This window comes from Streptomyces sp. NPDC088246, assembly GCF_044741025.1.
Taxonomy (GTDB): Bacteria; Actinomycetota; Actinomycetes; order Streptomycetales; family Streptomycetaceae; genus Streptomyces.
On record NZ_JBIURV010000006.1, the window covers coordinates 42297 to 63915 of the forward strand.

Sequence of the window (21619 nt, forward strand, 5' to 3'; positions counted from 1 at the left end):
CCGCTCGTCCCGCTGTCGTCGACCGGCCGGATCGCCTCGGCGACGGGGAGTCCCGGTCCGCGGTGGGGAGCGGCGCGGAACTGCTCGGCCGGACCTTCGGCTGCGTGCCGCCGTCGCCCCTGCCCAGCAGTACGGCTCCGGTGACGACCGCGCCGGCGACGACCAGCCCGGCCACGGCGAGCGCGACGATCCGGGTGCCGCCACCGGTCGCCGCACTGCCGCTGCCGCCGCCGTTCCCGTACGCGTTCGCGACCGGCTCGGGCAGCCCGAACTGCTGGGGTACGGAGGCGATCGGGCGGGTAGGCGCGGTCCGTGCCGTACCGTCCCACCACCGCTCGGTGCCCGGTGTCGCGGCGTCCGGATACCAGCCGGGCGGTGTCGCGTTGCTCATCCCACCGCTCCGGAGTTCCGCCGCCGGCGGGATCCCGATGAGCCCCTGTCGGCGGTGGAACTCTAGAGCGGTGTGACGTACGCCCCGGAGATACCGCCGTCGACGAGGAAGTCGGTGGCGTTCACGAACGAGGAGTCGTCGCTCGCGAGGAAGGCGACGGCTGCCGCGATCTCCGTGGCTTCGGCGAACCGCCCGACCGGGATGTGCACGAGCCTGCGGGCCGCGCGTTCCGGGTCCTTGGCGAACAGCTCCTGGAGCAGCGGGGTGTTGACCGGTCCCGGGCACAGCGCGTTGACCCGGATGCCCTCACGGGCGAACTGCACACCGAGTTCGCGGGACATGGCGAGGACGCCGCCCTTGGACGCGGTGTAGGAGATCTGGCTGGTGGCCGCTCCCAGGATCGCGACGAAGGACGCGGTGTTGATGATCGAGCCGCGGCGCTGACGGCGCATATAGGGCAGGGCGGCCTTGCAGCAGAGGTAGACGGAGGTGAGGTTGACGTCCTGGACGCGCTTCCATGCCTCCAGACCCGTGGTGAGGATGGAGTCGTCGTCGGGCGGGGAGATGCCCGCGTTGTTGAAGGCGATGTCGACGGAGCCGTAGGTGTCGAACGCGGTCTTGAAGAGCGCCTCGACCTGTTCGGGGTCGGTGACGTCGACGCGCACGAACGTGCCGCCGACCTCCTCGGCCGCGGCCTTGCCCGCGTTCTCGTCGATGTCGCCGCAGACGACATGGGCGCCCTCCGACGCCAGGCGGCGTGCGGTGGCCAGGCCGATGCCGCCGGCGGCTCCGGTGATGACGGCGGTGCGGCCGACCAGGCGGCGGCAGATGTTCTCGCTGTCGGTGGTGGTCATGCTGGCTCAGGCCTCCGTGCTGATGAAGACGTTCTTGGTTTCGGTGAATGCGGCAAGCGCGTCGGGGCCGAGTTCGCGGCCGAGTCCGGACTGTCTGTAGCCGCCGAACGGGGTCCAGTAGCGGACGCTGGAGTGGGAGTTGACGGAGAGGTTCCCGGCCCGGACCGACTGCGAGACGCGCAGTGCGCGGCCCACGTCGCGGGTCCAGATCGACCCGGCGAGGCCGTACTCCGTCGCATTGGCGAGCCGGACGGCGTCGGCCTCGTCCTCGAAGGGAAGAACGACGGCGACCGGCCCGAATACCTCTTCGGTGGCGACGGGTGAGTCCGGGCGGGCGTCGGTGAGGACGGTCGGCGGGAACCAGAAGCCGGGCCCTTCGGGTGCTTTGCCGCTGAGGGCGGTCGCGTCCTCGGGGACGTAACTCCGCACCCGTTCCAGTTGCGCCCGGGAGATCAGCGGGCCCATCCGGGTGTTCTCGTCGGACGGGTCGCCCACCACGACCGATTCGATTGCGGGGGCGAGCAGCTCCAGGAAACGGTCGTACGCGGATCGCTGGACCAGGATGCGGGTGCGGGCGCAGCAGTCCTGGCCGGCGTTGTCCAGGAACGCCATGGGTGCGGCGGCTGCGGCGGCCTCGATGTCGGCGTCGGCGAAGACGATGTTGGGGCTCTTGCCGCCGAGTTCGAGGGTGAGCCGCTTCACGCGGTCGGCACACTTGGCCATGATCTGCTTGCCGACCCGGGTGGAGCCGGTGAAGACGATCTTGGCGACGCCGGGGTGCTCGACCAGGGCGTTTCCGGTCACATCGCCGGCGCCCGGCAGCACCTGGAGCAGGTGGTCGGGAAGCCCTGCGTCCAGGGCGAGCCGGGCCAGCCGCAGGGCGGTGAGCGGGGTCGTCTCGGCGGGCTTGAGGAGTACGGCGTTGCCGGCGGCCAGGGCGGGAGCGAGGCCCCAGGCGGCGATCGGCATGGGGAAGTTCCACGGTGCGATCACACCGATGACGCCGAGGGGTTCGAGGAGTGTGATGTCGAGTCCGCCGGGGACCGGGATCTGCCGGCCTGCGAGCCGTTCCACTCCCCCGGCGGCGTAGTCGAGCAGATCGCGGACGTTGGCCGCTTCCCAGCGGGCGTTGCCGAGGGTGTGGCCGGCCTCCTGGACCTCCAGTCGGGCCAGCTGTTCGGCTTCGCCGTCGACGGCGGTGGCGAAGCGGCGCAGCAGCCTGGCGCGGTCGGCGGGGGCGAGGGCGGCCCAGGTGCGCTGGGCGGCCGCGGCCCGGACGACTGCCGCGTCGACCTCGGCGGCGGTGGTGGACGGGACGGTGGCGAGGAGTTCTTCGGTCGCGGGGTTGAGTACGTGGTGTTCCACCGGGTGGTCGGGCGTGGTCACGGGGTGCCTCACAGGCGTTCGAAGGAGCGGCGGAGCTCCCAGTCGGTCACTGCGGCGTCGAAGGCTTCGAGTTCGACGCGGGCCATGTTGCGGTAGTGCGCGACGACGTCGTCGCCGAAGGCCGCCCTGGCGATCTCGCTCCTGTCCCAGAGTTCGGCGGCCTCGCGCAGCGTGGTGGGGACGTGGTCGTAGTCGGCGGTGTAGGCGTTGCTCCCGCACGGCTCGGGGAGTTCGAGACCTTTCTCGATGCCGTGGATGCCCGCTGCGATCAGTCCGGCGACGGCGAGGTACGGGTTGACGTCACCGCCGGGCAGCCGGTTCTCGAAGCGCATCGAGCGGCCGTGGCCGACGACGCGGAGCGAGCAGGTGCGGTTGTCGTGGCCCCAGGCGACGGCGGTCGGGGCGAAGGAGCCCGGCTGGAAGCGTTTGTAGGAGTTGATGTTCGGTGCGTAGAGGAGGGAGAAATCGCGCAGGGCGGCCAGTTGTCCGGCGAGGAAGTGGCGCATCACCGGTGACATGCCGCCGTCCTCGCCCGCCATGACGCTGTGCCCGGCCTCGTCGGTGGACCGGAGTGAGAGATGGATGTGGCAGGAGTTGCCCTCGCGCTCGTTGAACTTGGCCATGAAGGTGAGTGCGACGCCCTCCTGGGCTGCGATCTCCTTGGCGCCGGTCTTGTAGACGGCGTGCTGGTCACAGGTGACCAGGGCCTCGTCGTAACGGAACACGATCTCGTGCTGGCCGGGGTTGCACTCGCCCTTCGCGGACTCGACGGTGAGCCCCGCGGCGGCCATTTCGTTGCGGATACGGCGCAGCAGCGGCTCCACGCGGCCGGTGCCGAGGACGGAGTAGTCGACGTTGTACTGGTTGGCCGGGGTCAGATCGCGGTAGTTGCGGTCCCAGGCCTGTTCGTAGGTGTCCTTGAAGACGATGAATTCGAGCTCGGTGCCGACATGGGCCGTGTAGCCGTGCTCGGCCAGGCGCTCCAGCTGGCGGCTCAGGATCCGGCGGGGCGCGGCGGCCACGGGCGAGCCGTCCTCCTGGGTGAGGTCGGCCATGACCATGGCCGTGCCCTCGTTCCAGGGCACCGGGCGCAGGGTGGAAAGGTCGGCGTGCATGGCGAAGTCGCCGTAGCCGCGCTCCCAGGAGGACATCTCGAATCCGTCGACGGTGTTCATGTCGGTGTCGACGGCGAGCAGGTAGTTGCATCCCTCGGTGCCGTGCTCCACGACCTCGTCGAGGAAGAAGCGGGCAGCGAACCGTTTGCCCTGCAGCCGTCCCTGCATGTCGGGGAAGGCGAGGACGACGGTGTCGATCTCACCGCTTCTGACGAGGACGCGCAGCTCCTCGATCCCCAGCGGTGGTGTTCGGTCTGCCACGGGATACTCCTCCTTCGGTCAGCCGGAAGGCTTAAGGTATGCGAGAGAACCATTAATTGTGAAGGGGAACGGGACGTGGCCGAGGAAAGCGGGTTCACCAACCGCCTGATGCCCGTACTGCGGCCCGTCCGGGCGGGGAACGGCTTCGAGGAGGCGCTGGAGCAGATCCTCCAGGTGGTCAGGCTCGGGCTGGTGCCCGGCGGCGGGCGGCTGCCGGCCGAGCGCGAGCTGGCCGAGCTGCTGGGGATCAGCCGGGTCACGCTGCGCGAGGTGCTGAAGGTCCTGCAGGACCAGGGCCTGGTGGAGAGCAGGCGCGGGCGGTACGGCGGCACGTTCGTGCTGCCCCGCACCGGCAGCCCCGGCGAGGACGAGCTGCGCCGGAAGGTGGAGTCGGTCGACATCGAGGACGTGCTGCGCTTCCGCGAGGTGCTGGAGGCCGGGGCGGCCGGACTGTGCGCCGCGCAGGGGCTGACGGACGAGGGTGCGGACCGGCTGCGTACGGCTCTGGCGGCGACTCACGAAGCACCTCTGCCCGACTACCGCAGGCGCGACACCCTGTTCCATCTGACCCTGGCGGAACTCTCCGGCTCCGCATCCCTGACAGTGCAGTACGCGGCTGTCCGGGCCACCGTGAACGACCTGCTGGACTGCATACCGCTGCTCGTGCGGAACCTGGAGCATTCGCAGCATCAGCACGCGAGTCTCGTCGAGGCGGTTCTCGACGGGGACGCGGAGGCTGCGCGCGCGGTGATGCGCGAGCACTGTGCGGGTACGGCCGCACTGTTGCGCGGATTCCTGGCCTGAGCGACGTGCCACCGATTCCGCCTCGGCGACAGCATCGGAAACGTAAAGGTATCCTCTGCCACCATTGAGACCATGGAACCGAGCCCGCCCGCGCAGGCGGCCGACCGGAGGGACCGCCCCGTGTCCGAACCTCTCATCGGCGTCTCCACCTATCTGGAGCCCGTGACCCGCTGGGGTGTCTGGGAGCTGCCCGCCACCCTCCTCCCGGCCGCCTACCCGCGGATGGTCCAGCAGTCCGGCGGCCTGGCCGCCCTGCTCCCGCCGGACGACCCCGCCCGGGCCGGGGCCGCGGTGGCCCGGCTGGACGGCCTCGTCGTCGCGGGCGGCGCCGATGTGGAACCCGGGCTGTACGGCGCGGAGCGCGACTTCAGGACCGGTCCCCCCGCACAGGAGCGCGACGCCTGGGAGCTGGCCCTGATCAGGGCCGCGCTGGAGTCCGGTACGCCGCTGCTCGGCATCTGCCGCGGTATGCAGCTGCTCAATGTGGCGCTCGGCGGCACCCTGACCCAGCACCTCGACGGGCACACCGGCCCGCTGGGCGCGACCGGAGTCCTCGGCGCGCACCCGGTGAAAACCGTACCGGGGACGCTCTGCGCATCGATCGTGCCCGGAGAATCGGCCGTCCCCACCTACCACCACCAGTGCGTACAACGGCTCGCACCGGGACTCGTGGCTTCGGCGCACGCGGCGGACGGCACGATCGAGGCGATCGAACTGCCGGGACCTCAGTGGGTGCTCGGGGTGCAGTGGCATCCGGAGATGGGCGACGACCCACGGCTGATGCAGGCGCTGGTGGCGGCCTCGACGGCGCGGCTGATCCCGGCCCGTACGCCGCCCGAGGGCCTCGCGACGCCGCGGACCACGAGGGCGGGGGCCCGCGAGTACTTGCGGCCTTGACGGGCGCCGGCGGCCTCGGAGGCCGCGGCCTCGAAAGAGGCGTCAGAGGGACGAACCGGCGCGCGGGCCGGACACGACATTCCCCGCTACGTGTCCCGCCCCGTCAGCGACAGCAGATCGCGCGCCGGACCCGTCGGACGGTGACCCGAGGGCCATACCGCGCGCAGCTGGCGCCTCAGCCGCACCCCGGCGACCGGAATCTTGACCAGGCGCCTGGAGGACAGCTCCTCGCCCAGCGCCAGTTCGCTCAGCACGCACGGTCCCGCCCCGCTCTCCGCCGCTCCCTTCACCGCGGTCGTCGAGGAGAGTTCGAGCAGTGGCTGGGCGAGGCCGCCGTGCACGGCGAGGGCCGCGTCCAGGACCTGGCGGGTGCCGGAGCCGTACTCGCGCAGGATCAGCGGGGTCACGGCCAGTTCCTGCGGGGTCAGGGGGGTACGGCGGCGGGCCCACGCATGGGACGGGGCGACCACGACAACCAGACGGTCATGGGCGATGACCGTACCGTCGAGCCCTTCCGGCACGGACAGGCCCTCCACGAATCCGAGGTCGGCCTCGCCGACGAGCAGCCGCCCCGCGACCGCCGCCGAGTTTCCGGCGAGCAGCGAGACCGCGGTGTCCGGCCGTTCGGCACGCAGCGCTATCAGCCAGCCCGGCAGCAGGTATTCGGCGATGGTCATGGAAGCGGCCACCCGCAGCCGGGAGTCCCGCCGGTCGCGCAGCGCCTGCGCGCCCGCGTCGAATGCCTCGGCCGCCTCGACGATCCTGCGCGCCCAGTCGGTGACCAGCGCGCCCGCGTCGGTGAGCCGGGAGCCGCGCGGTGAGCGGTCCAGCAGGGCCAGGCCGAGCTGCCGTTCCATCGACCGGATGCGGCTGCTGGCCGCGGGCTGGCTGACGCCGACGTCCCGTGCCGCACGCCCCAGACTGCCGTGCCGGGCGACGGCGAGCAGCAGCTCCAGCGCACCGAGGTCGGGGACCCGGTGGGAGAGGGGAATATGTTCTTCACCGGTCATAAAGCCACCTTATGACCTCATAGACATGAAGTCCCTGGTGGGGCCCGGCCCGCGCCACGAAAATCGTGGCATGGCCATCTTTCCGCAGACGCAGCAGTCCCCAGCCCCGTATTCGGCCGCCCTGCGGCTGCCCCATCTGCGATACGTCGGCCCCAACTGGTACGCGACCGTCATGGGCACCGCGATCGTCGCGAGCGCGGGTGTCGCGCTGCCCGTGCACGTCCCGGGACTGCGAGGCGCCTGCACGGTGGTGTGGGCTCTCGCGACGGTCATGCTCGCCGCGGTTCTCACGGCCCGTACCGGGCACTGGATCGCCCATCGCGACCAGGCCCGTACCCATCTGCTCGACCCCGCCGTCGCCCCGTTCTACGGCTGTCTCTCGATGGCGCTGCTGGCGGTCGGCGGCTCGTCGATGGTGGTCGGCCGGGACGTCATCGGGCACCAGGCGGCCCTGGCCGTGGACGTGGTGCTGTACACGGCGGGCACGGTGCTCGGTCTGGCCTCCGCAGTCGCGATTCCGTATCTGATGGTCGTGCGCCACCGGGTGGAGCCCGGTACCGCGTCACCGGTGTGGCTGCTGCCGGTGGTGGCCCCGATGGTCTCCGCGGCGCTCGGTCCGCTGCTGGTGCCGGAGCTGCCCGCGGGTCAGTGGCAGGAGGCGATGCTGCTGGCCTGCTACGCGATGTTCGGTCTGAGTCTGCTGGCCACGCTGGTGATGCTGCCGCTGATCTTCGCCCGGCTCGTCCACCAGGGCCCGCTGCCGCTCGCGCTGACGCCCACGCTGTTCCTGGTCCTCGGCCCGCTGGGCCAGTCGACGACCGCGGTCAATCAGCTCGCCGATGTGGCACCGGGCGCGATCGGGGAGCCGTATGCCTCGGGGTTCGAAGCCTTCGCCGTGCTGTACGGGGTGCCGGTGATGGGCTTCGCGCTGATGTGGCTGGCGCTGGCCCTCGCGCTGGTGGTGCGCGCCGTACGGAACGGAATGTCCTTCAGCATGACGTGGTGGGGCTTCACCTTCCCGGTCGGTACGTGTGTCACGGGCGCCGCGGGTCTGGCCCGGCACACCGGTCTCACGGCGTACACCTGGCTGGCCGTGGCGCTGTACATGCTGCTGGTGACGGCATGGGCGGTGGCCGGGGTACGGACGCTGCGCGGGCTGCTCAGCGGAGCGCTGCTCGCAGCACCGCAGGCGCCTGCGCCAGTGACGGCCCGTACCACGTGAGGAACCGCCCGTCGACGAGTGCGGCGGGCAGTGCGGGGAACGCTTCGGGCCCGTCGTCCGCGGTGAAGCGGTACGGCTCGTCGGGCAGGACGACCAGATCGGCGCCCGCCGTGTTGAGTTCGTCGAGCGGGATACGGGGATAGCGCTCGGCGTGGTCCGCGTAGACGTTCTCGACGCCCAGCCTGGCCAGCAGATCTCCGGCGAAGGTGTCGCGGCCCAGCACCATCCAGGGCCTGCGCCAGACGGGCACGACCGCACGGCGCGGGGCGCGGGGCGGCGGGAGCGCGGCCCAGGCGGCCTCGGCCTCGTCCAGCCAGCGCGGCCTGGCCTGTCCGCAGGCGGTGACCAGGACCCGTTCCAGTTCCTCGAAGGCCTGGTCGAGGGTCCGGATACCGGTGACGAGCACCTCGATCCCGGCGGCCCTGAGGGCCGCGAGGTCGGGTTCGCGGTTCTCCTCCTCGTTGGCGACGACGAGATCGGGCCGGAGCGCGACGGCCGCGGCCACGTCGGGATTCTTGGTGCCGCCGATACGGGCGGCGGTCAGACCGGCCGGGTGGGTGCACCAGTCGGTGACGCCGACCAGCAGGCCGGGGGCGGTGACGGCGACGGCCTCGGTGAGCGAGGGGACCAGGGAGACGACTCGCACGGCGGGAAACCCCTCTCAGCGACGTGGGTCGAAGGTGGCGTCGATGTGCTCGGCGACCGCGACGACCAGCAGCCGCGTACCGGGCATCGTGGCCCGCCAGCGGTGCCGCACTCCGCCGGACAGAAAAAGTGTGTCGCCCTGCTCCAACCGGTGCGCCTGCCCCTCGGCCTCCACCTCCGCGGCGCCCCGCACCACGTACATCACTTCGTCGTTGCGGTGCTGGAACTCGCGCCCGAGGTCGAGTTCACCGGTGAACTCCAGGGCGCTGAGCTGATGGCGTCCGCGCACCACCCTGCGTACCCCGTCGCCCTCGCCCGCCCGTACGACATCGACGGCGCGCGCCGAGTCCGCGGCGGCGCGCAGCCGCGCCGTGGTGGTCTCCAGGGCTCCGGCGACCCGGTCCAGGGACCGGGCGCTGGGCCGGGCCCGCTCGTTCTCGATCTGGCTGAGGAACGGCACGGACAGACCACTGCGGGTCGCGACCGCGGCCAGTGTGAGCCCCAGGGATCTGCGCCGTCGGCGGACCGCGGCGCCCACGCGGAGTGCTTCCTTGTCGTCCATGTCCGGCTCCCTCCCGACTCGTCATCCTTCCGGCTGCCAGCACATTACGCATGCGGTTACGCAAGGTCGCCCGGTCGATGAACGTCTTCCGGACAGCCGGAAGGGGCGGGCCCGCCGACGGCGGCGCCCACCCCTTCCCCTGCACAGGCCCTGCGGAGAGCCCTACTGCGGAGCCATCTTGTCCGCGATGCCCGGGTTCTTCTCCATCCAGGCCTTCACGGCCTCTTCCTCATGGCCGGTACCGTGCTTCTGGATCTGGTTCTCCAGGCCGGCGAGCTGGTCCTCGCTCAGCTTGAAGTTCTTGAACCACTTCGTCAGCTGCGGGTACTGCTTCGGAAAGTCCTTGCTGGCGATGGTGTGCAGCCGGTCGCCGTCACCGAAGGCCTTCTCGGGGTCCTTCAGCTTGGTCATGCTGAACTCGTTGTACGCCCAGTGCGGCGTCCAGAGCAGCACCGCGATGGGTTCCTTCTTGGCGTACGCGCGCTTCAGCTCGGCGAGCATGCCGGGCGTCGAGGAGTCGACGACCTTGTACTCCTTGTCCAGGCCGTACGCCGGCAGCACGTTCTTCTTGAGGTTCTCCATCGTGGCGGTGCCCGGCTCGATGCCGACGATCCGGCCCTTGAACTGCGAGGACTTGCCCTTGAGGTCGGCGAGGGACTTGACGTCCTTCACGTACGAGGGCACCGCGACCTCGATCGATGTCGGGCCGTACCACGAACCGATGTCGGTCAGCCGGGAGCCGTACTTGTTCCAGTAGTTCTTCTGGGTGTACGGCAGCCAGCCGTCGAACTGCACATCGATCTGGCCGCGCGACATCGCGGTGTACATCGGACCGACCTCGAACTGCTTGAGGTTGATCTTGTAGCCGCGCTCCTCCAGGACCGCCTTCCACAGGTACGTGGCGGCGATGTCCTCCTCCCAGGGGAACCAGGCCATCTCGACGGCGCGGTCGCGCTCGTCCTTGCCGCCCGCGTCCTTCGACGTTCCGTCCTTGGCGACGGGGGTCCACTTGTCGGCGACGCCCGGGTTGGCCTTCAGCCAGGTGCGGACGGCCTCCTGCTCGTTGCCGGAGCCGGCCTTCTGGATCTCTGCCTCGAGGCTGGTGAGCTGGTCCTCGCTCATCCTGAAGTTCTTGAGCCAGGTGCCGACCTCGGGGTTGTCGGCGGAGAAGCCCTTGCGGGCCAGGGTGTGAATGCCGTCGCCCTTGCCCCAGAGGTTCTTGGGGTCCTTGAGCTTGGTCAGTTCGAACTGGTTGTACGCCCAGTGCGGCGACCAGAGCGGGACGACGATCGGTTCCTTCTTGGCGTACGCGCGCTTCAGCTCGGCCAGCATCGACGGCGTGGAGCCGTCGACGACCTTGTACTCCTTGTCCAGGCCGTAGCCCGGCAGGATCTTGTCCTTGAGCAGGCCCATCTCACCGGCGCTCGGCTCGATGCCGACGATCCGGCCCTTGAACTGCGAGGACTTGCCCTTGAGGTCGTCCAGCGACCGGACGTCCTTCATGTACGACGGGACGGCCAGCTCCAGCGAGGTGGGGCCGTACCAGGAGCCCACGTCCTCCAGGCGGTCCTGGTACTTCTTCCAGTAGCTGGCGTGGGTGACCGGAAGCCAGGAGTCGGTCTCGAAGTCGATCTGACCGTTGGCCATACCGGTGTAGAGCGCACCGGCCTCGTACTGCTTGACGTCGACCTGGAAGCCTTGCCGCTCCAGCAACTCCTTCCACAGGAAGGTGGAGGCGATGCCCTCGTCCCACGGGATGTAACCCATGTTGATCTTCTTGCCCGCACCGATTTTCGAGCCGCCTGCGGCGGTGGCCTTGTCCGAGCCGGACGAGCCGAAGAGGCCCATGCCGCCCGCGACGAGTGCGAGGACAACAATGCCGACGACCGCGACGACGGGCTGCGGGCGGTGGTTCCAGACCTTCAGTCCACCGGCCATCGACTGCGCCCTGGCGAGGGCACGGCGGGCGAGCGGGGAGACCTCGCGGCCGAGCGCGCCGGTCATCCGGTCCAGGTACATCGCCACGATGACGATGGAGATGCCGGCCTCGAAGCCGAGGCCCACGTCGACGTTGCCGATGGCGCGGTAGACGGCGCCGCCGAGGCCGCCGCCGCCGACCATGCCGGCGATGACCACCATGGACAGGCCCAGCATGATGACCTGGTTGATGCCCGCCATGATCGTGGGCAGGGCGAGCGGCAACTGCACCCGCAGCAGGGTGTTGCGCCGGGTGGTGCCGAATGCCTCGGCCGCCTCGACGAGCTCGCCGTCGACCTGGCGGATGCCGAGCTCGGTCATCCGGACGCCCGGGGGCAGCGAGAAGATGATGGTGGCGATGATGCCGGGGACCACGCCGACGCCGAAGAAGATGACGCCGGGGATCAGATAGACCATGGCGGGCATGGTCTGCATGAAGTCCAGGACGGGCCGGGTCACCGCGCTGACGGTCTTGGAGCGGGACGCCCAGATGCCCAGCGGTACGGCCAGTACCAGCGCGATGATGGTGGCGACGAGCACCAGGGTGAGGGTGTCCATCGCTTCGTCCCACAGCTCGACGGAGTCGATGACGGCGAAGCCGACGAAGGCGAGCACACCCGCGAGCAGACCGCGCAGCCACCAGGCGACGACGGCGACGATGCCCGCGAAGAGCAGCGGTGCGGGGGCGGAGAGCACGGCGGCTATGCCGTCGAACATGCCGCTGACGATCGAGCTGATCGCGTCGAACAGCCAGGACAGGTGGGTCTGCAGCCAGTCGACGGCGGAGTCGACCCAGTCACCGAGAGGAAGCCTAAACACTGGCCACCTTCTTCGCGGTGGCCGTGACGTCCTGCGGGGCCTCGGCGGGGCTCATCGGCTCACCGAGGACGGCGAGCAGCCGGGCGCGCGGTACGACACCGACGAGCTTGCCCTCGGCGTCGGTCACGGCGACCGCGACTCCGCTCTGCGAGCAGGGCGTGAAGAGCTCGATGATCGGCGTGGACTCGGTGACGGTGGCCGGGGCGGCCCTGAGGACGTCGTCGTCGGTACGCAGTTCCTCGCCGTCGTCCGTGCTGGTGCCCATGACGGTGTGCGGTTCGGCCATGATGGCGCCCGCGGTCAGCACCCGGGTGCGGTCGACGTCCTGGGTGAAGGAGGCGACGTAGTCGTTGGCCGGGGTGACGAGGATGTCCTCGGCGGTGCCGAGCTGGACGATCTTCCCGTCACGCATCACGGCGATACGGTCGCCGAGGCGCATGGCCTCGTTGAGGTCGTGGGTGATGAAGACGATGGTCTTCTTCAGGCGCTTCTGCAGTTCGAGCAGCTGGTCCTGCATGTCGCGGCGGATCAGCGGGTCGAGCGCGCTGAAGGACTCGTCCATCAGCAGCAGGTCGGCGTCGGTGGCCAGGGCGCGGGCCAGGCCGACACGCTGCTGCATACCGCCGGACAGCTCGTCGGGCCAGGACTTCTCCCAGCCGGCGAGCCCGGTCATCTCCAGCGCCTCGGCGGCGCGCTTCTCGCGCTCGGCGCGCGGCACGCCCTGCACTTCGAGGCCGTACGCGGCGTTCTCCAGCACGCTCCGGTGAGGGAAGAGCGCGAAGTGCTGGAACACCATGCTGATCTTGGAGGACCGGACATGGCGCAGTTCTGCGGGGCTCAGGGCGGTCAGGTCCTGGCCGTCGAACAGCACGCGTCCGGCTGTGGGCTCCAGAAGTCCGTTGAGCATGCGCAGCAACGTGGACTTTCCGGACCCGGACAGACCCATCACGACGAAGATCTGTCCCGGTTCGACGGTGAACGAGGCGTCGATCACCGCTGCGGTCGTTCCGTCGGCGCGCAGCTCGTCGCGGTCGGCGCCGCTTTCGAGCTTCTGCACGGCTTGATCGGGTCGTCTGCCGAACACTTTGTACAAGTGCTCAGCTTGCAGCCTTGACACATACACCTCGCGGGTTGAACCGAAAAACGGTCTGCCACCCCCTCCGGCAGACCGTGGAGCAGCGCGGATTCGGTCCGCATGGCACGTGCACTGGTTGAAACTGCTACGTGATCCGCTCCGGCTGCGCGCCTGCCCTCACTTACACGAGCCAAACGCAAGAGTGACCCAGGTCACCCGCGAGCGGCCGCCACCGGAGGCTCGCCCTCTCGCCCCGGTGTCCGCGACGGCCGGTGTCAGTGGGGTGCGGCATCATCGGGGTGTGACGCGACGCCTGATGCTCCTCGACACCGCTTCCCTCTACTACCGCGCCTACTTCGGGGTCCCCGATTCGGTGCGCGCCCCGGACGGGACCCCGGTCAACGCCGTGCGCGGGCTGCTCGACTTCATCGGACGCCTGGTGCAGGACCACCGGCCGGACGACCTGGTCGCCTGCATGGACGCGGACTGGCGGCCGCACTGGCGGGTGGAGCTGATCCCTACGTACAAGGCGCACCGCGTCGCGGTGGAGACCGCCGAGGGGCTGCCCGACGAGGAGGAGACCCCCGACACACTGGCCCCGCAGGTGCCGGTCATCGAGGACGTCCTCGATGCGCTCGGCATCGCCCGGGTCGGCGTCGCGGACTACGAGGCGGACGATGTGATCGGCACGCTCACCGGTCTGGCCACCGGCCCCGTGGACATCGTCACCGGCGACCGGGATCTCTATCAGCTGGTCGACGACGCCCGCGGGGTGCGGGTGCTCTATCCCCTGAAGGGGGTCGGCTCGCTCCAGTTGACGGACGAGGCGTGGCTGCGGGAGAAGTACGGGGTGGACGGCTCCGGCTATGTCGATCTGGCCCTGCTGCGCGGCGACCCGAGCGACGGGCTGCCCGGCGTTCCCGGCATCGGCGAGAAGACGGCGGCGAAACTGCTGGACGCCTTCGGCGATCTTGCCGGGATCATGGCCGCGGTGGACGATCCGGCCGCCAAGCTGACGCCCTCGCAGCGCAAGCGCCTCGACGAGGCCCGGGACTATGTGGCCGTCGCACCGAAGGTGGTCCGCGTCGCCGGTGACGTACCCCTGCCCGAGTTCGACCCCGCGCTTCCCACCGAGCCACGCGATCCCGTCGCCCTCGAAGCCCTCGCGAAGCAGTGGGGGCTGGGCGGTGCCCTGCAACGCCTGCTCTCCACACTGCGGGACTGAGATGCTAGCTTAGGTAAGCCTAAGCAATCGGAGCAGGGAGAACCTCGTGGCAGAACGACCGGCACGGCAGGCACCCAAGGCGCAGGGGGCCCACGTTCTGCGCACCGAGCGGATCACCCCTCACATGGTGCGCGTGGTGCTCGGCGGTGACGGCCTCGCCGGCTTCGGAATCTCCGGGTTCACCGACCACTACGTCAAGCTCTGCTTCGCTCCCGAGGGTGCGAAGTACGCGCACCCGTTCGATATGGCCCGCATCCGTGAGGAGCAGCCGCGGGAGCTGTGGCCCACCACCCGCACCTACACGGTGCGCTCCTGGGATCCGGTCGCCCGGGAGCTGGCCATCGACTTCGTGGTCCACGGCGACGAGGGCCTCGCCGGACCCTGGGCGATGCGGGCGGTCGCGGGTGACCAGGTGACCTTCCTCGGCCCCGGCGGGGGCTACGGCCCGGACGCCTCGGCGGACTGGCACCTCCTGGCCGGCGACGAGAGCGCTCTGCCGGCCATCGCCGCCGCCCTGGAGCAGATGCCGGCGGGTGCGGTCGTGCACGCGTTCGTCGAGGTGGCGGACGCCTCGGAGGAGCAGAAGATCGTGACGCCCGACGGGGTCGAGGTGACCTGGCTGCACCGCGGCGAGCGCCCGGTCGGCGAGGCGCTGACAGCCGCGGTCAAGGAGCTGGAATTCCCGGCGGGCGAGGTCCAGGCATTCATCCACGGCGAGGCGGGCTTCGTGAAGGAGATCCGCCGCCATCTGCGCATGGACCGCGAGATCCCGCTTCCCCAGCTGTCCATCTCCGGCTACTGGCGGCTCGGCCAGAACGACGACGCCTGGCGCTCGGTCAAGCGCGAGTGGAACGCACAGGTGGAGCGCGAGCAGGAGAGCGCGGCGTAACGCCGGCTCACTCATGTACGCCCCGGTCCCCGACCGGGGCGTACATGTTCCCGGGGCGCCGGCTCATCCACCGGCGGCATGCACCGCTGCCCCGTCGCCGCCGCCCGGACCACCCTCGCCGTCGCCGTCGTACGCTCGCGAGGACGCGTCCGCGTGCGCGAGCCGTCGCAGTGCGCTGAACATCGCCTCCCCCAGCACCGTGCCGACGACCACGCTCTCCACCAGGTCCTCGCGCCCCACCCGCCGCCCCACATAGTCGAGGTCGGCCCGTGCGACCGGTTCGGCGGCGGCCGCGTAGTCGTCGAGCAGCTCGACGAACCCGCCGTGCCCGGCCCTCCGCAGCGCGACGATCACCCCGGCCAGGCACTCGCCGGCCGGTCCGTGCGCCCCGGCCCGCCAGCCGCGTCGCGCCACCAGCTCCGCCACCTCTTCGCGGGCGTCGTCCAACTCGGGCCCCGGCTCGTCCCCCTGCAGCGGGGTGAGTCGCTTCGCGGCGACACCCAGCACCTTGTGCACGGGCTGTTCCGGGTCCTCGACCGCCCGGAGCACCTCGCCGATGGCCGCGAGCGAGAGCCCGCCGACATCCAGCAGGGCGCGGATCAGCCGCAGCCTGCGCTCATGGCCGGAGTCGTAACTCGCCTGGTTCGGGCTGGTCAACTGCCCGGCGGGCAACAGCCCTTCACGTACATAGAACTTGATCGTCGGTACCGGAACCCCGGACCTGCGACTCAACTCGCCGATGCGCACCGCGTGTTCTTCCTTCCGCGCTTGCCAACCCCCGACCCATCATAGATAGTTCCACTATCGGATAGCGGGAAGTGCCACTATCCATAATTACAGGGGGACCTCATGTCTTCATGGCGTTCATGGCACCGGCCGTTAGTCCTCTTCGCGGCCGCGATGGCCGTCATGGCGGCCGTCTCGGCCGTGGGACTGCTGGCCGACGACCGGGTCCTGGCGGGCTCGGCCATATGGTTCAAGCCGTTCAAGTTCGCGGTCTCGTTCGTCGTGTACGCACTCGCACTGGCCTGGATGCTGACACTGGTCACCCGCGGCCGGCGTGTCGGCTGGTGGGCCGGAACCGTGGTCGCCCTGTCCAGCCTGGGCGAGATGGCGATCATCACCGGCCAGGTGATCAGGGGGAAGCGCAGCCACTTCAACCACGCCACCCCGTTCGACGAGACGCTGTTCAGCACGATGGGCGTCACCGTCGTCGTGCTCTGGACCGGCACACTGGTCATAGCCGTCCTGCTGTTGCGCGCCCGTATGGCCGACCGCGCCGCCGCCTGGGCGATCCGCTCGGGCGTGCTGCTCGCCCTGGTGGGTGCGGGATTCGGCTTCCTGATGACGCAGCCCACGCCCGAGCAGCGGGCGGCCGGGAATCTCGACACGGCCGATGTGATCGGCGCGCATTCCGTCGGCGTACCGGACGGCGGCCCGTCGATGCCCCTCACCGGCTGGTCGACAACCGGCGGGGATCTGCGCATACCGCACTTCGTCGGCATGCACGCGCTCCAACTGCTGCCGCTCTTCCTGCTCGCGCTGGTCGCCCTGGCCCCGCGCTTCCCCCGGCTGCGCGAACCGGGGGTCCGGCTGCGGTTGGTGCTGGTCGCCTCCGGTGCGTACGCGGCGGTCGTCGCGCTGGTCACCTGGCAGGCGCTGCGCGGTCAGCCGCTGATCCACCCGGACGGCGCGACGCTCGTCGCCGCGGCCCTGATCACGGCGGCGACCGCTGTCTGCGGCTATGGGGTGCTGAGGTCAACTCCCGCACCACTGCGGGCCGATTCAGATTCCGTCTCCGATTCCGCCGACAAGGAGATCGTGGCATGACCGGTGCACTCTTCGAGATCTCGTTCTTCCTCGCAGCCCCGTTCTGGCTGCTCATGATCCTCGCGCCGAACTGGCGTCCCACCGCGCGTGTCGCCGCATCCCCGCTCACCGCCCTGCCGGTGCTCGCGCTCTATCTGATCATGGCCGTGCCGGTCTTCCCCGAGCTCTGGGACGCGGTGCGCAGCCCTGACATCGACACCTTCCGCGACCTGACGGCCCTGGCGAACGGGGCGGGGGCGGTCTGGGCGCAGGTCATCGCCTGGGATCTGCTGCTGGGCCAGTGGATGTTCCTGGAAGGACGCCGGCTGGGGATCTCTCCGCTGGTGATGGGACCACTGCTGGTGCTGACGATTGTGCTGTCGCCCTTCGGGCTGCTGGTCTTTCTCGTGCTACGGGCTGTGCTGCGGCCGAAGGCCCGGCCCGGGAACGGAATCCCGGACCGGGCCGGTCACGCGTCGCTGCGGTGAGGGCTCCCGTCAGACGGACTTCTGGTACGAGCGGAACGTACGGGCCGACAGCCAGACCGCCGCCACCGCAAGGACCAGAAGGGCTCCCCCGCGACTGAGCACCAGACTCCGGTCGGGGTCGGCGGTCAGCGCCGAACGTCCTGCGACCATCGCCCAGTCGACCGGGTTGAAGTCGGCGATGTGCCGCATCCAGGACGGCATCTGACTCGGGGCCATGAAGGAGGAGGAGAGGAAGGTGAGCGGCAGCAGCAGGAAGGTGTTGATGCCGATGATCGACTCGCGCTGACGGACCAGCATGCCGAGCGCGTTGGAGAGCGCGCCGAAGACCGTGCCGAGCAGGATCGAGGCGACGACCAGGATCAGCAGCCCGCCCGCGCCGCCGGGGTAGGTGGCGCCGGCGGCCCGGCCGAGCAGCACGATGATGACGGACTGCACGGCGGTACTGATGCCGTTCTGCACGACGTTGGCGTTCATCAGCGCGTTGCGGCTGACCGGCGTCGTCAGGAAGCGGTTGAGCGTGCCGCGCTCGATCTCCTCCAGGGTGCCCATACCGGCCCACATGCTCGATCCGAGGGCGCTCATCACCACGATGCCCGGGATCAGGTAGTCCAGATAGGACGTGGTGCCGAAGCCGCCCAGCTCGACGACCTTCTTGAAGAGGTTGCCGAACAGGAACAGCCAGATCACCGGCTGGACCAGGGAGATCGCCAGGAAGACCGGCTGCCGGATGATCGCCATGAGCTGACGCTGGGTCATGTACCAGGTCTGGGCGAGAACTTGGCTGTTCATCGGGTGCCTCCTGCGGGGGCGAGGGCAGGGACCTGCCGGGCGTCCGCTGCTTCGGCCTCGGAGAAACGGCGTCCGGCGTAGCGCAGATAGACGTCGTCGAGGGAGGGGCGGGCCACGGTGGCGGCGGCGACCGCCGCACCGGCCCGCTCCAGGGCGGCGAGCAGCACGGGAACGGCCGCGGCACCGTCCTCGGCACGGACGCTCACCCGGCGGCCGTCGACCAGCACCTCGTACACCCCGGGCAGTCCGGTCAGCACGGCGCTTATCGCCCTTGCATCTCCCTCGGCGCGCAGCTCCATATGGACGGCGTCGCCCCGTAGTTCGCCCTTGAGTTCGTCGGGGCTGCCCTCGACGACGACCCGGCCGCGGTCGACGATCGCGATGCGCTCGGCGAGCCGGTCGGCCTCCTCCAGATAGTGCGTCGTGAGGACGATGGTCAGCCCCTCGTCGCCGGCCAGCCGGGAGATCTCGTCCCACATGGCTGTGCGGGCCTCGGGGTCGAGCCCGGTGGTGGGTTCGTCGAGGAAGAGCACCTCGGGGCGGTGGACCAGGCCGAGCGCCACGTCGAGGCGTCGCTGCATGCCGCCGGAGTACCCCTTGACCCGGCGCTTCGCGGCGTCGGCGAGGTCGAAGCGGTCCAGTAGTTCATCGGCGCGGCGTTGGACGGCGGCGCCCCGCATCCCGTACAGCCTCCCCTGGAGCAGGAGGTTCTCGCGACCGGTGGCGACCGGGTCGGCGCCGGACTTCTGGGCGACGACGCCGATCGCGCGTCGGACCCGGTCGGGGTGGCGCAGGACGTCGTGCCCGGCGACGGTCGCGGTGCCGGAGTCGGGGCGGGCCAGGGTGGTGAGGATCTTGACGGTGGTGGACTTTCCGGCGCCGTTGGGGCCGAGGAGTCCGAAGACCGTGCCGGCATCGACGTCGAGGTCCATGCCGCCCAGTGCGGTGACATCACCGGGATAGGTCTTGATCAGATTTCGCGCCGCCACTGCGGGCGCACGGGTGCTCATGGCAGAGCTCTCCTGTGGTCAGCGGGGTGCTCGGGTCCACCGAGCACTCGGGTATACCGAGCCGATCCGCGTGAAGAGCGCCGGGCTATCCTGGGTGTGCCGCACCTCGATCGCCCGGCTCGCCTTCACGGCATGGCCGGTCCGGGGTTCGAGACCCCGGCGGTTGCTGCTCCAACAGCTCCCACCGGGGTCTTTTTCTGCGGTGTCGCTTCCGCTACGCCTTCCGCTCAGGGTCGAGAACGATCTCCTGCTGGTCCAAGTCCTGCCAGTCCTGCGGGACTTCACCGGTTTCATGGAAGGACTTCCACTCCTCGATGCCGCTGATCGAGGCGTCGGTGAGTTCCTTGTGGAAGTTCTTGATCCACTCCAGCTGTGCGTCGATCATGTGGAGCTGATACTCGGTCTCGACGACGAAGACGCGGGGCAGCTTCTCCCCCAGCTGACCGAGGATCCCCCGGAGAGCCGCGGCCTGGACCGCCAGCGCCGCCTCCCGGGTCTCCATCAGCTCCGCCACATCCTCCGGCGGCAGCACCGGCAGAAGCGAGAGGGCCGTCTCGAAGACCGGGTATTCGACGGCCGGAACAGCGAGCAGATCGGAGAGCCAGTCGAGCATTTCCGCACGCCCGGCCTCGGTGATGCCGTAGAGCGTGCGCTCGGGGCGGTTGCCCTGCCGCTGGACGCCCGCGACCTCGACGTAACCGTGCTTCTCCAGGTTCTGGACGACGGTGTACAGCGAGCCGAAATTGATCTTGACGCTGTGCTCCTTGCCGCGTCGGCGAAGCGTCTGGGCGATCTCGTACGGATGCATGGAACGCTCGGCGAGCAGCACCATGACCGTCAGCGCCAGTGGATTGCCGAGCTTTCGCCGCTTGGCCACTCGCCCCACCGCCCTTCACTTCGCCTTCGAATACTCGTGAACGAACATATCGCGTTCACCCAGACGCGTCAACCACGATGTATCGCGAATTTTGGGATGCGTGGAAGGATCCCGCGCACTGACCCATCCGTGCTGCCGTCGGCTCCGGATCACTCGGAGAACCGATGTGCGATCAGGGAGGAAGCCCGCGTGAAAGAAGCCGTGTACATCAGCGGAGCGCCCTCGGCGGGGCCCGATCTCCAGTCGCTGATGGGGCTGGTCGCCCGGGGCGACCAGGATGCCTTCGCCAAGGTGTACGACGCGGTCAGCGGGCCCGTCCTCGGGCTGGTACGGAGCGTGCTGCGCGATCCCGCACAGTCGGAGGAGGTCGCGCAGGAAGTCCTGGTCGAGGTGTGGCGAACGGCTCCTCGTTTCCGGGCCTCCCGCGGCAGCGCGATGAACTGGGTGCTGACGCTTGCTCACCGCCGGGCCGTGGACCGGGTGCGCTCGGCCGAGGCATCGGCGGCCCGTGAGCACAGGGCGGCACTGCTGGACCGTACGCCCGCCTTCGACGAGGTCACCGAGCAGGTGGAGAGCCGGCTGGAGCGCGAACAGGTCCGCCGCTGCATGCGGACACTCTCCGAGCTGCAACGGCAGTCCGTGACCCTCGCCTACTACCGGGGGCTGACCTACCGCGAAGTGTCGGAGCTGCTCTCCGTACCGCTCGGGACGATCAAGACACGACTGCGCGACGGGCTCATCCGGCTGCGCGACTGCCTCGGGGTGAGCGTATGAGCGACGCCGAACTGCACACGCTGACCGGGGCGTACGCCCTGCACGCCCTGCCGGACACCGAGCGGGTGGACTTCGAACGGCATCTCGGCGACTGCGAGGCCTGCGCCGTCGAGGTGCGCGAGCTGTCCGAGACCGCCACCCGACTCGGCCTCGCAGTGGCCGGGCCCCCACCGCGCGGGCTGCGGGACAAGGTGCTGCGGGAGATCACGACCGTACGACAGGAGTCGCCGTCGGGCGCCGGTCGGGACCGCTCGGGCGCGGCGGCCCGGGGCCACGGCAGTACGGGGCGGGGCGGCCGGCGGCCGAGGTACGCGCTCGCCGGCTGTCTCGCCGCCGCGGTCGGACTCGGCGGGATCGCCGTCTGGCAGTACCGGGCGGCCCAGTACGCCCGGCAGGAGGCGCGGGCGGCGCAGCAGCAGAACGAGCAGCTGGCCCAGGTCCTCGCCGCTCCGGACGCCAGGGCCTCCTCCGGCACGATGAAGGGTGCCGCAAAGGGAACGGTCGTGGTCTCGCAGAGTGAGAACCGGGCCGTGTTCATGGCCTCGGGGATGCGGCAGCCGCCCGGCGGCACGGTGTATCAGCTGTGGTTCGACGACCACGGCAGCATGCGTTCCGCCGGGCTGATGAACACCCGGGCCGCGAGCGACGCCGTCCTGCTGGACGGCCCGGTCGACGGTGCGTCGGGCATAGGAATCACAGTGGAACCGGCCGGTGGCTCCGCGCAGCCGACGTCCGTGCCG

General features: G+C 70.1%; 21 protein-coding genes and 1 pseudogene. 9 read left to right on the forward strand and 13 right to left on the reverse strand.

Annotation, left to right across the window (positions count from 1 at the left end; genetic code table 11):
* Positions 1-322: 322 nt before the first annotated feature.
* From ACIPEK_RS10980 to ACIPEK_RS10995, 4 genes and pseudogenes are all read right to left on the reverse strand, one after another.
* Positions 323-391 (reverse strand): annotated as a pseudogene (locus ACIPEK_RS10980) (DUF2510 domain-containing protein); the annotation flags it as partial.
* A gap of 62 nt (positions 392-453) precedes the next feature.
* A complete protein-coding gene (locus ACIPEK_RS10985; protein ID WP_401993569.1) occupies positions 454-1245 on the reverse strand; it encodes a 3-oxoacyl-ACP reductase in 792 nt (263 codons plus the stop codon).
* A gap of 6 nt (positions 1246-1251) precedes the next feature.
* Positions 1252-2631, reverse strand: a complete 1380-nt coding sequence (locus ACIPEK_RS10990; protein ID WP_401993572.1) for an aldehyde dehydrogenase family protein — start codon at positions 2629-2631, stop codon at positions 1252-1254.
* Positions 2632-2639: 8 nt separating this feature from the next.
* Positions 2640-4007: a glutamine synthetase family protein gene (locus ACIPEK_RS10995; protein ID WP_401993574.1), complete on the reverse strand. Its 1368-nt coding sequence runs from the start codon at positions 4005-4007 to the stop codon at positions 2640-2642.
* Between the two features lie 108 nt (positions 4008-4115).
* Here ACIPEK_RS10995 and ACIPEK_RS11000 point away from each other — a divergent pair, with 108 nt between their 5' ends.
* Together ACIPEK_RS11000 and ACIPEK_RS11005 are read left to right on the forward strand one after the other, a co-directional pair.
* Complete coding sequence (locus tag ACIPEK_RS11000) at positions 4116-4811, forward strand: FadR/GntR family transcriptional regulator (protein ID WP_401994049.1); 696 nt, start codon at positions 4116-4118, stop codon at positions 4809-4811.
* 120 nt (positions 4812-4931) lie between these two features.
* Positions 4932-5708 carry a gamma-glutamyl-gamma-aminobutyrate hydrolase family protein gene (locus ACIPEK_RS11005; protein WP_401993577.1) on the forward strand — a complete coding sequence of 259 codons (777 nt, stop codon included), beginning with the start codon at positions 4932-4934 and terminating at the stop codon, positions 5706-5708.
* 86 nt (positions 5709-5794) lie between these two features.
* Here the strand turns inward: ACIPEK_RS11005 and ACIPEK_RS11010 are convergent, their stop codons facing one another.
* The gene (locus tag ACIPEK_RS11010; protein WP_401993580.1) at positions 5795-6718 is read right to left on the reverse strand and encodes a LysR family transcriptional regulator; all 924 of its coding nucleotides are present in this window, start codon (positions 6716-6718) and stop codon (positions 5795-5797) included.
* 70 nt (positions 6719-6788) lie between these two features.
* Here ACIPEK_RS11010 and ACIPEK_RS11015 point away from each other — a divergent pair, with 70 nt between their 5' ends.
* A complete protein-coding gene (locus ACIPEK_RS11015; RefSeq protein WP_401993583.1) occupies positions 6789-7940 on the forward strand; it encodes a TDT family transporter in 1152 nt (383 codons plus the stop codon).
* On the opposite strand, the gene ACIPEK_RS11020 is transcribed toward ACIPEK_RS11015, so the two are convergent.
* From ACIPEK_RS11020 to ACIPEK_RS11035, 4 genes are all read right to left on the reverse strand, one after another.
* Positions 7879-8586, reverse strand: a complete 708-nt coding sequence (locus tag ACIPEK_RS11020; protein ID WP_401993586.1) for a helical backbone metal receptor — start codon at positions 8584-8586, stop codon at positions 7879-7881. The two genes, ACIPEK_RS11015 and ACIPEK_RS11020, sit on opposite strands and share 62 nt — an antisense overlap.
* A gap of 15 nt (positions 8587-8601) precedes the next feature.
* Positions 8602-9147 (reverse strand): helix-turn-helix domain-containing protein, encoded by a 546-nt coding sequence (locus ACIPEK_RS11025; protein ID WP_383078463.1) that lies wholly within the window; start codon positions 9145-9147, stop codon positions 8602-8604.
* A gap of 162 nt (positions 9148-9309) precedes the next feature.
* Entirely contained in the window at positions 9310-11943 is a 2634-nt protein-coding gene (locus ACIPEK_RS11030; protein ID WP_401993589.1) for an ABC transporter permease/substrate binding protein, read from the reverse strand.
* Positions 11936-13000: a glycine betaine/L-proline ABC transporter ATP-binding protein gene (locus ACIPEK_RS11035; RefSeq protein ID WP_401993592.1), complete on the reverse strand. Its 1065-nt coding sequence runs from the start codon at positions 12998-13000 to the stop codon at positions 11936-11938. Before ACIPEK_RS11035 ends, ACIPEK_RS11030 begins: the two co-directional genes overlap by 8 nt.
* 334 nt (positions 13001-13334) lie before the next feature.
* On the opposite strand from ACIPEK_RS11035, the gene ACIPEK_RS11040 reads away from it, so the two are divergent.
* Both ACIPEK_RS11040 and ACIPEK_RS11045 read left to right on the forward strand, forming a co-directional pair.
* Positions 13335-14243 carry a 5'-3' exonuclease H3TH domain-containing protein gene (locus ACIPEK_RS11040; protein WP_383078519.1) on the forward strand — a complete coding sequence of 303 codons (909 nt, stop codon included), beginning with the start codon at positions 13335-13337 and terminating at the stop codon, positions 14241-14243.
* A 46-nt stretch (positions 14244-14289) separates the two neighbouring features.
* Entirely contained in the window at positions 14290-15132 is an 843-nt protein-coding gene (locus ACIPEK_RS11045; protein ID WP_401993595.1) for a siderophore-interacting protein, read from the forward strand.
* A gap of 63 nt (positions 15133-15195) precedes the next feature.
* On the opposite strand, the gene ACIPEK_RS11050 is transcribed toward ACIPEK_RS11045, so the two are convergent.
* Positions 15196-15879 carry a MerR family transcriptional regulator gene (locus tag ACIPEK_RS11050; RefSeq protein WP_401993598.1) on the reverse strand — a complete coding sequence of 228 codons (684 nt, stop codon included), beginning with the start codon at positions 15877-15879 and terminating at the stop codon, positions 15196-15198.
* A 102-nt stretch (positions 15880-15981) separates the two neighbouring features.
* On the opposite strand from ACIPEK_RS11050, the gene ACIPEK_RS11055 reads away from it, so the two are divergent.
* Positions 15982-16962, forward strand: a complete 981-nt coding sequence (locus tag ACIPEK_RS11055; protein WP_401993601.1) for a hypothetical protein — start codon at positions 15982-15984, stop codon at positions 16960-16962.
* Positions 16959-17429 (forward strand): ABA4-like family protein, encoded by a 471-nt coding sequence (locus tag ACIPEK_RS11060; RefSeq protein ID WP_401993604.1) that lies wholly within the window; start codon positions 16959-16961, stop codon positions 17427-17429. The genes ACIPEK_RS11055 and ACIPEK_RS11060 overlap by 4 nt, the downstream gene beginning before the upstream one ends.
* Before the next feature lie 9 nt (positions 17430-17438).
* On the opposite strand, the gene ACIPEK_RS11065 is transcribed toward ACIPEK_RS11060, so the two are convergent.
* The 3 genes from ACIPEK_RS11065 to ACIPEK_RS11075 all read right to left on the reverse strand — a co-directional run bounded on the left by ACIPEK_RS11065 (position 17439) and on the right by ACIPEK_RS11075 (position 20105).
* Positions 17439-18218: an ABC transporter permease gene (locus ACIPEK_RS11065; RefSeq protein ID WP_401993607.1), complete on the reverse strand. Its 780-nt coding sequence runs from the start codon at positions 18216-18218 to the stop codon at positions 17439-17441.
* A complete protein-coding gene (locus ACIPEK_RS11070; protein ID WP_401993610.1) occupies positions 18215-19228 on the reverse strand; it encodes an ATP-binding cassette domain-containing protein in 1014 nt (337 codons plus the stop codon). The genes ACIPEK_RS11065 and ACIPEK_RS11070 overlap by 4 nt, the downstream gene beginning before the upstream one ends.
* Before the next feature lie 214 nt (positions 19229-19442).
* Positions 19443-20105, reverse strand: coding sequence for a PadR family transcriptional regulator (locus ACIPEK_RS11075; RefSeq protein WP_351262332.1), 663 nt, complete (start codon positions 20103-20105; stop codon positions 19443-19445).
* 189 nt (positions 20106-20294) lie between these two features.
* Here ACIPEK_RS11075 and ACIPEK_RS11080 point away from each other — a divergent pair, with 189 nt between their 5' ends.
* Complete coding sequence (locus ACIPEK_RS11080; RefSeq protein ID WP_401993613.1) at positions 20295-20879, forward strand: sigma-70 family RNA polymerase sigma factor; 585 nt, start codon at positions 20295-20297, stop codon at positions 20877-20879.
* Positions 20876-21619: anti-sigma factor domain-containing protein (locus ACIPEK_RS11085; protein WP_401993616.1), on the forward strand; the 744-nt coding region annotated here is incomplete at its 3' end. The genes ACIPEK_RS11080 and ACIPEK_RS11085, both read left to right, overlap by 4 nt.

Coding starts and splice junctions, on each gene's coding strand:
- ACIPEK_RS10985 (WP_401993569.1), bottom strand. CDS start 1,245: ATGACCACCACCGACAGCGAGAACATCTGCCGCCGCCTGGTCGGCCGC.
- ACIPEK_RS11000 (WP_401994049.1), top strand. CDS start 4,116: ATGCCCGTACTGCGGCCCGTCCGGGCGGGGAACGGCTTCGAGGAGGCG.
- ACIPEK_RS11010 (WP_401993580.1), bottom strand. CDS start 6,718: ATGACCGGTGAAGAACATATTCCCCTCTCCCACCGGGTCCCCGACCTC.
- ACIPEK_RS11015 (WP_401993583.1), top strand. CDS start 6,789: ATGGCCATCTTTCCGCAGACGCAGCAGTCCCCAGCCCCGTATTCGGCC.
- ACIPEK_RS11025 (WP_383078463.1), bottom strand. CDS start 9,147: ATGGACGACAAGGAAGCACTCCGCGTGGGCGCCGCGGTCCGCCGACGG.
- ACIPEK_RS11040 (WP_383078519.1), top strand. CDS start 13,335: ATGCTCCTCGACACCGCTTCCCTCTACTACCGCGCCTACTTCGGGGTC.
- ACIPEK_RS11055 (WP_401993601.1), top strand. CDS start 15,982: ATGTCTTCATGGCGTTCATGGCACCGGCCGTTAGTCCTCTTCGCGGCC.
- ACIPEK_RS11060 (WP_401993604.1), top strand. CDS start 16,959: ATGACCGGTGCACTCTTCGAGATCTCGTTCTTCCTCGCAGCCCCGTTC.
- ACIPEK_RS11065 (WP_401993607.1), bottom strand. CDS start 18,218: ATGAACAGCCAAGTTCTCGCCCAGACCTGGTACATGACCCAGCGTCAG.
- ACIPEK_RS11070 (WP_401993610.1), bottom strand. CDS start 19,228: ATGAGCACCCGTGCGCCCGCAGTGGCGGCGCGAAATCTGATCAAGACC.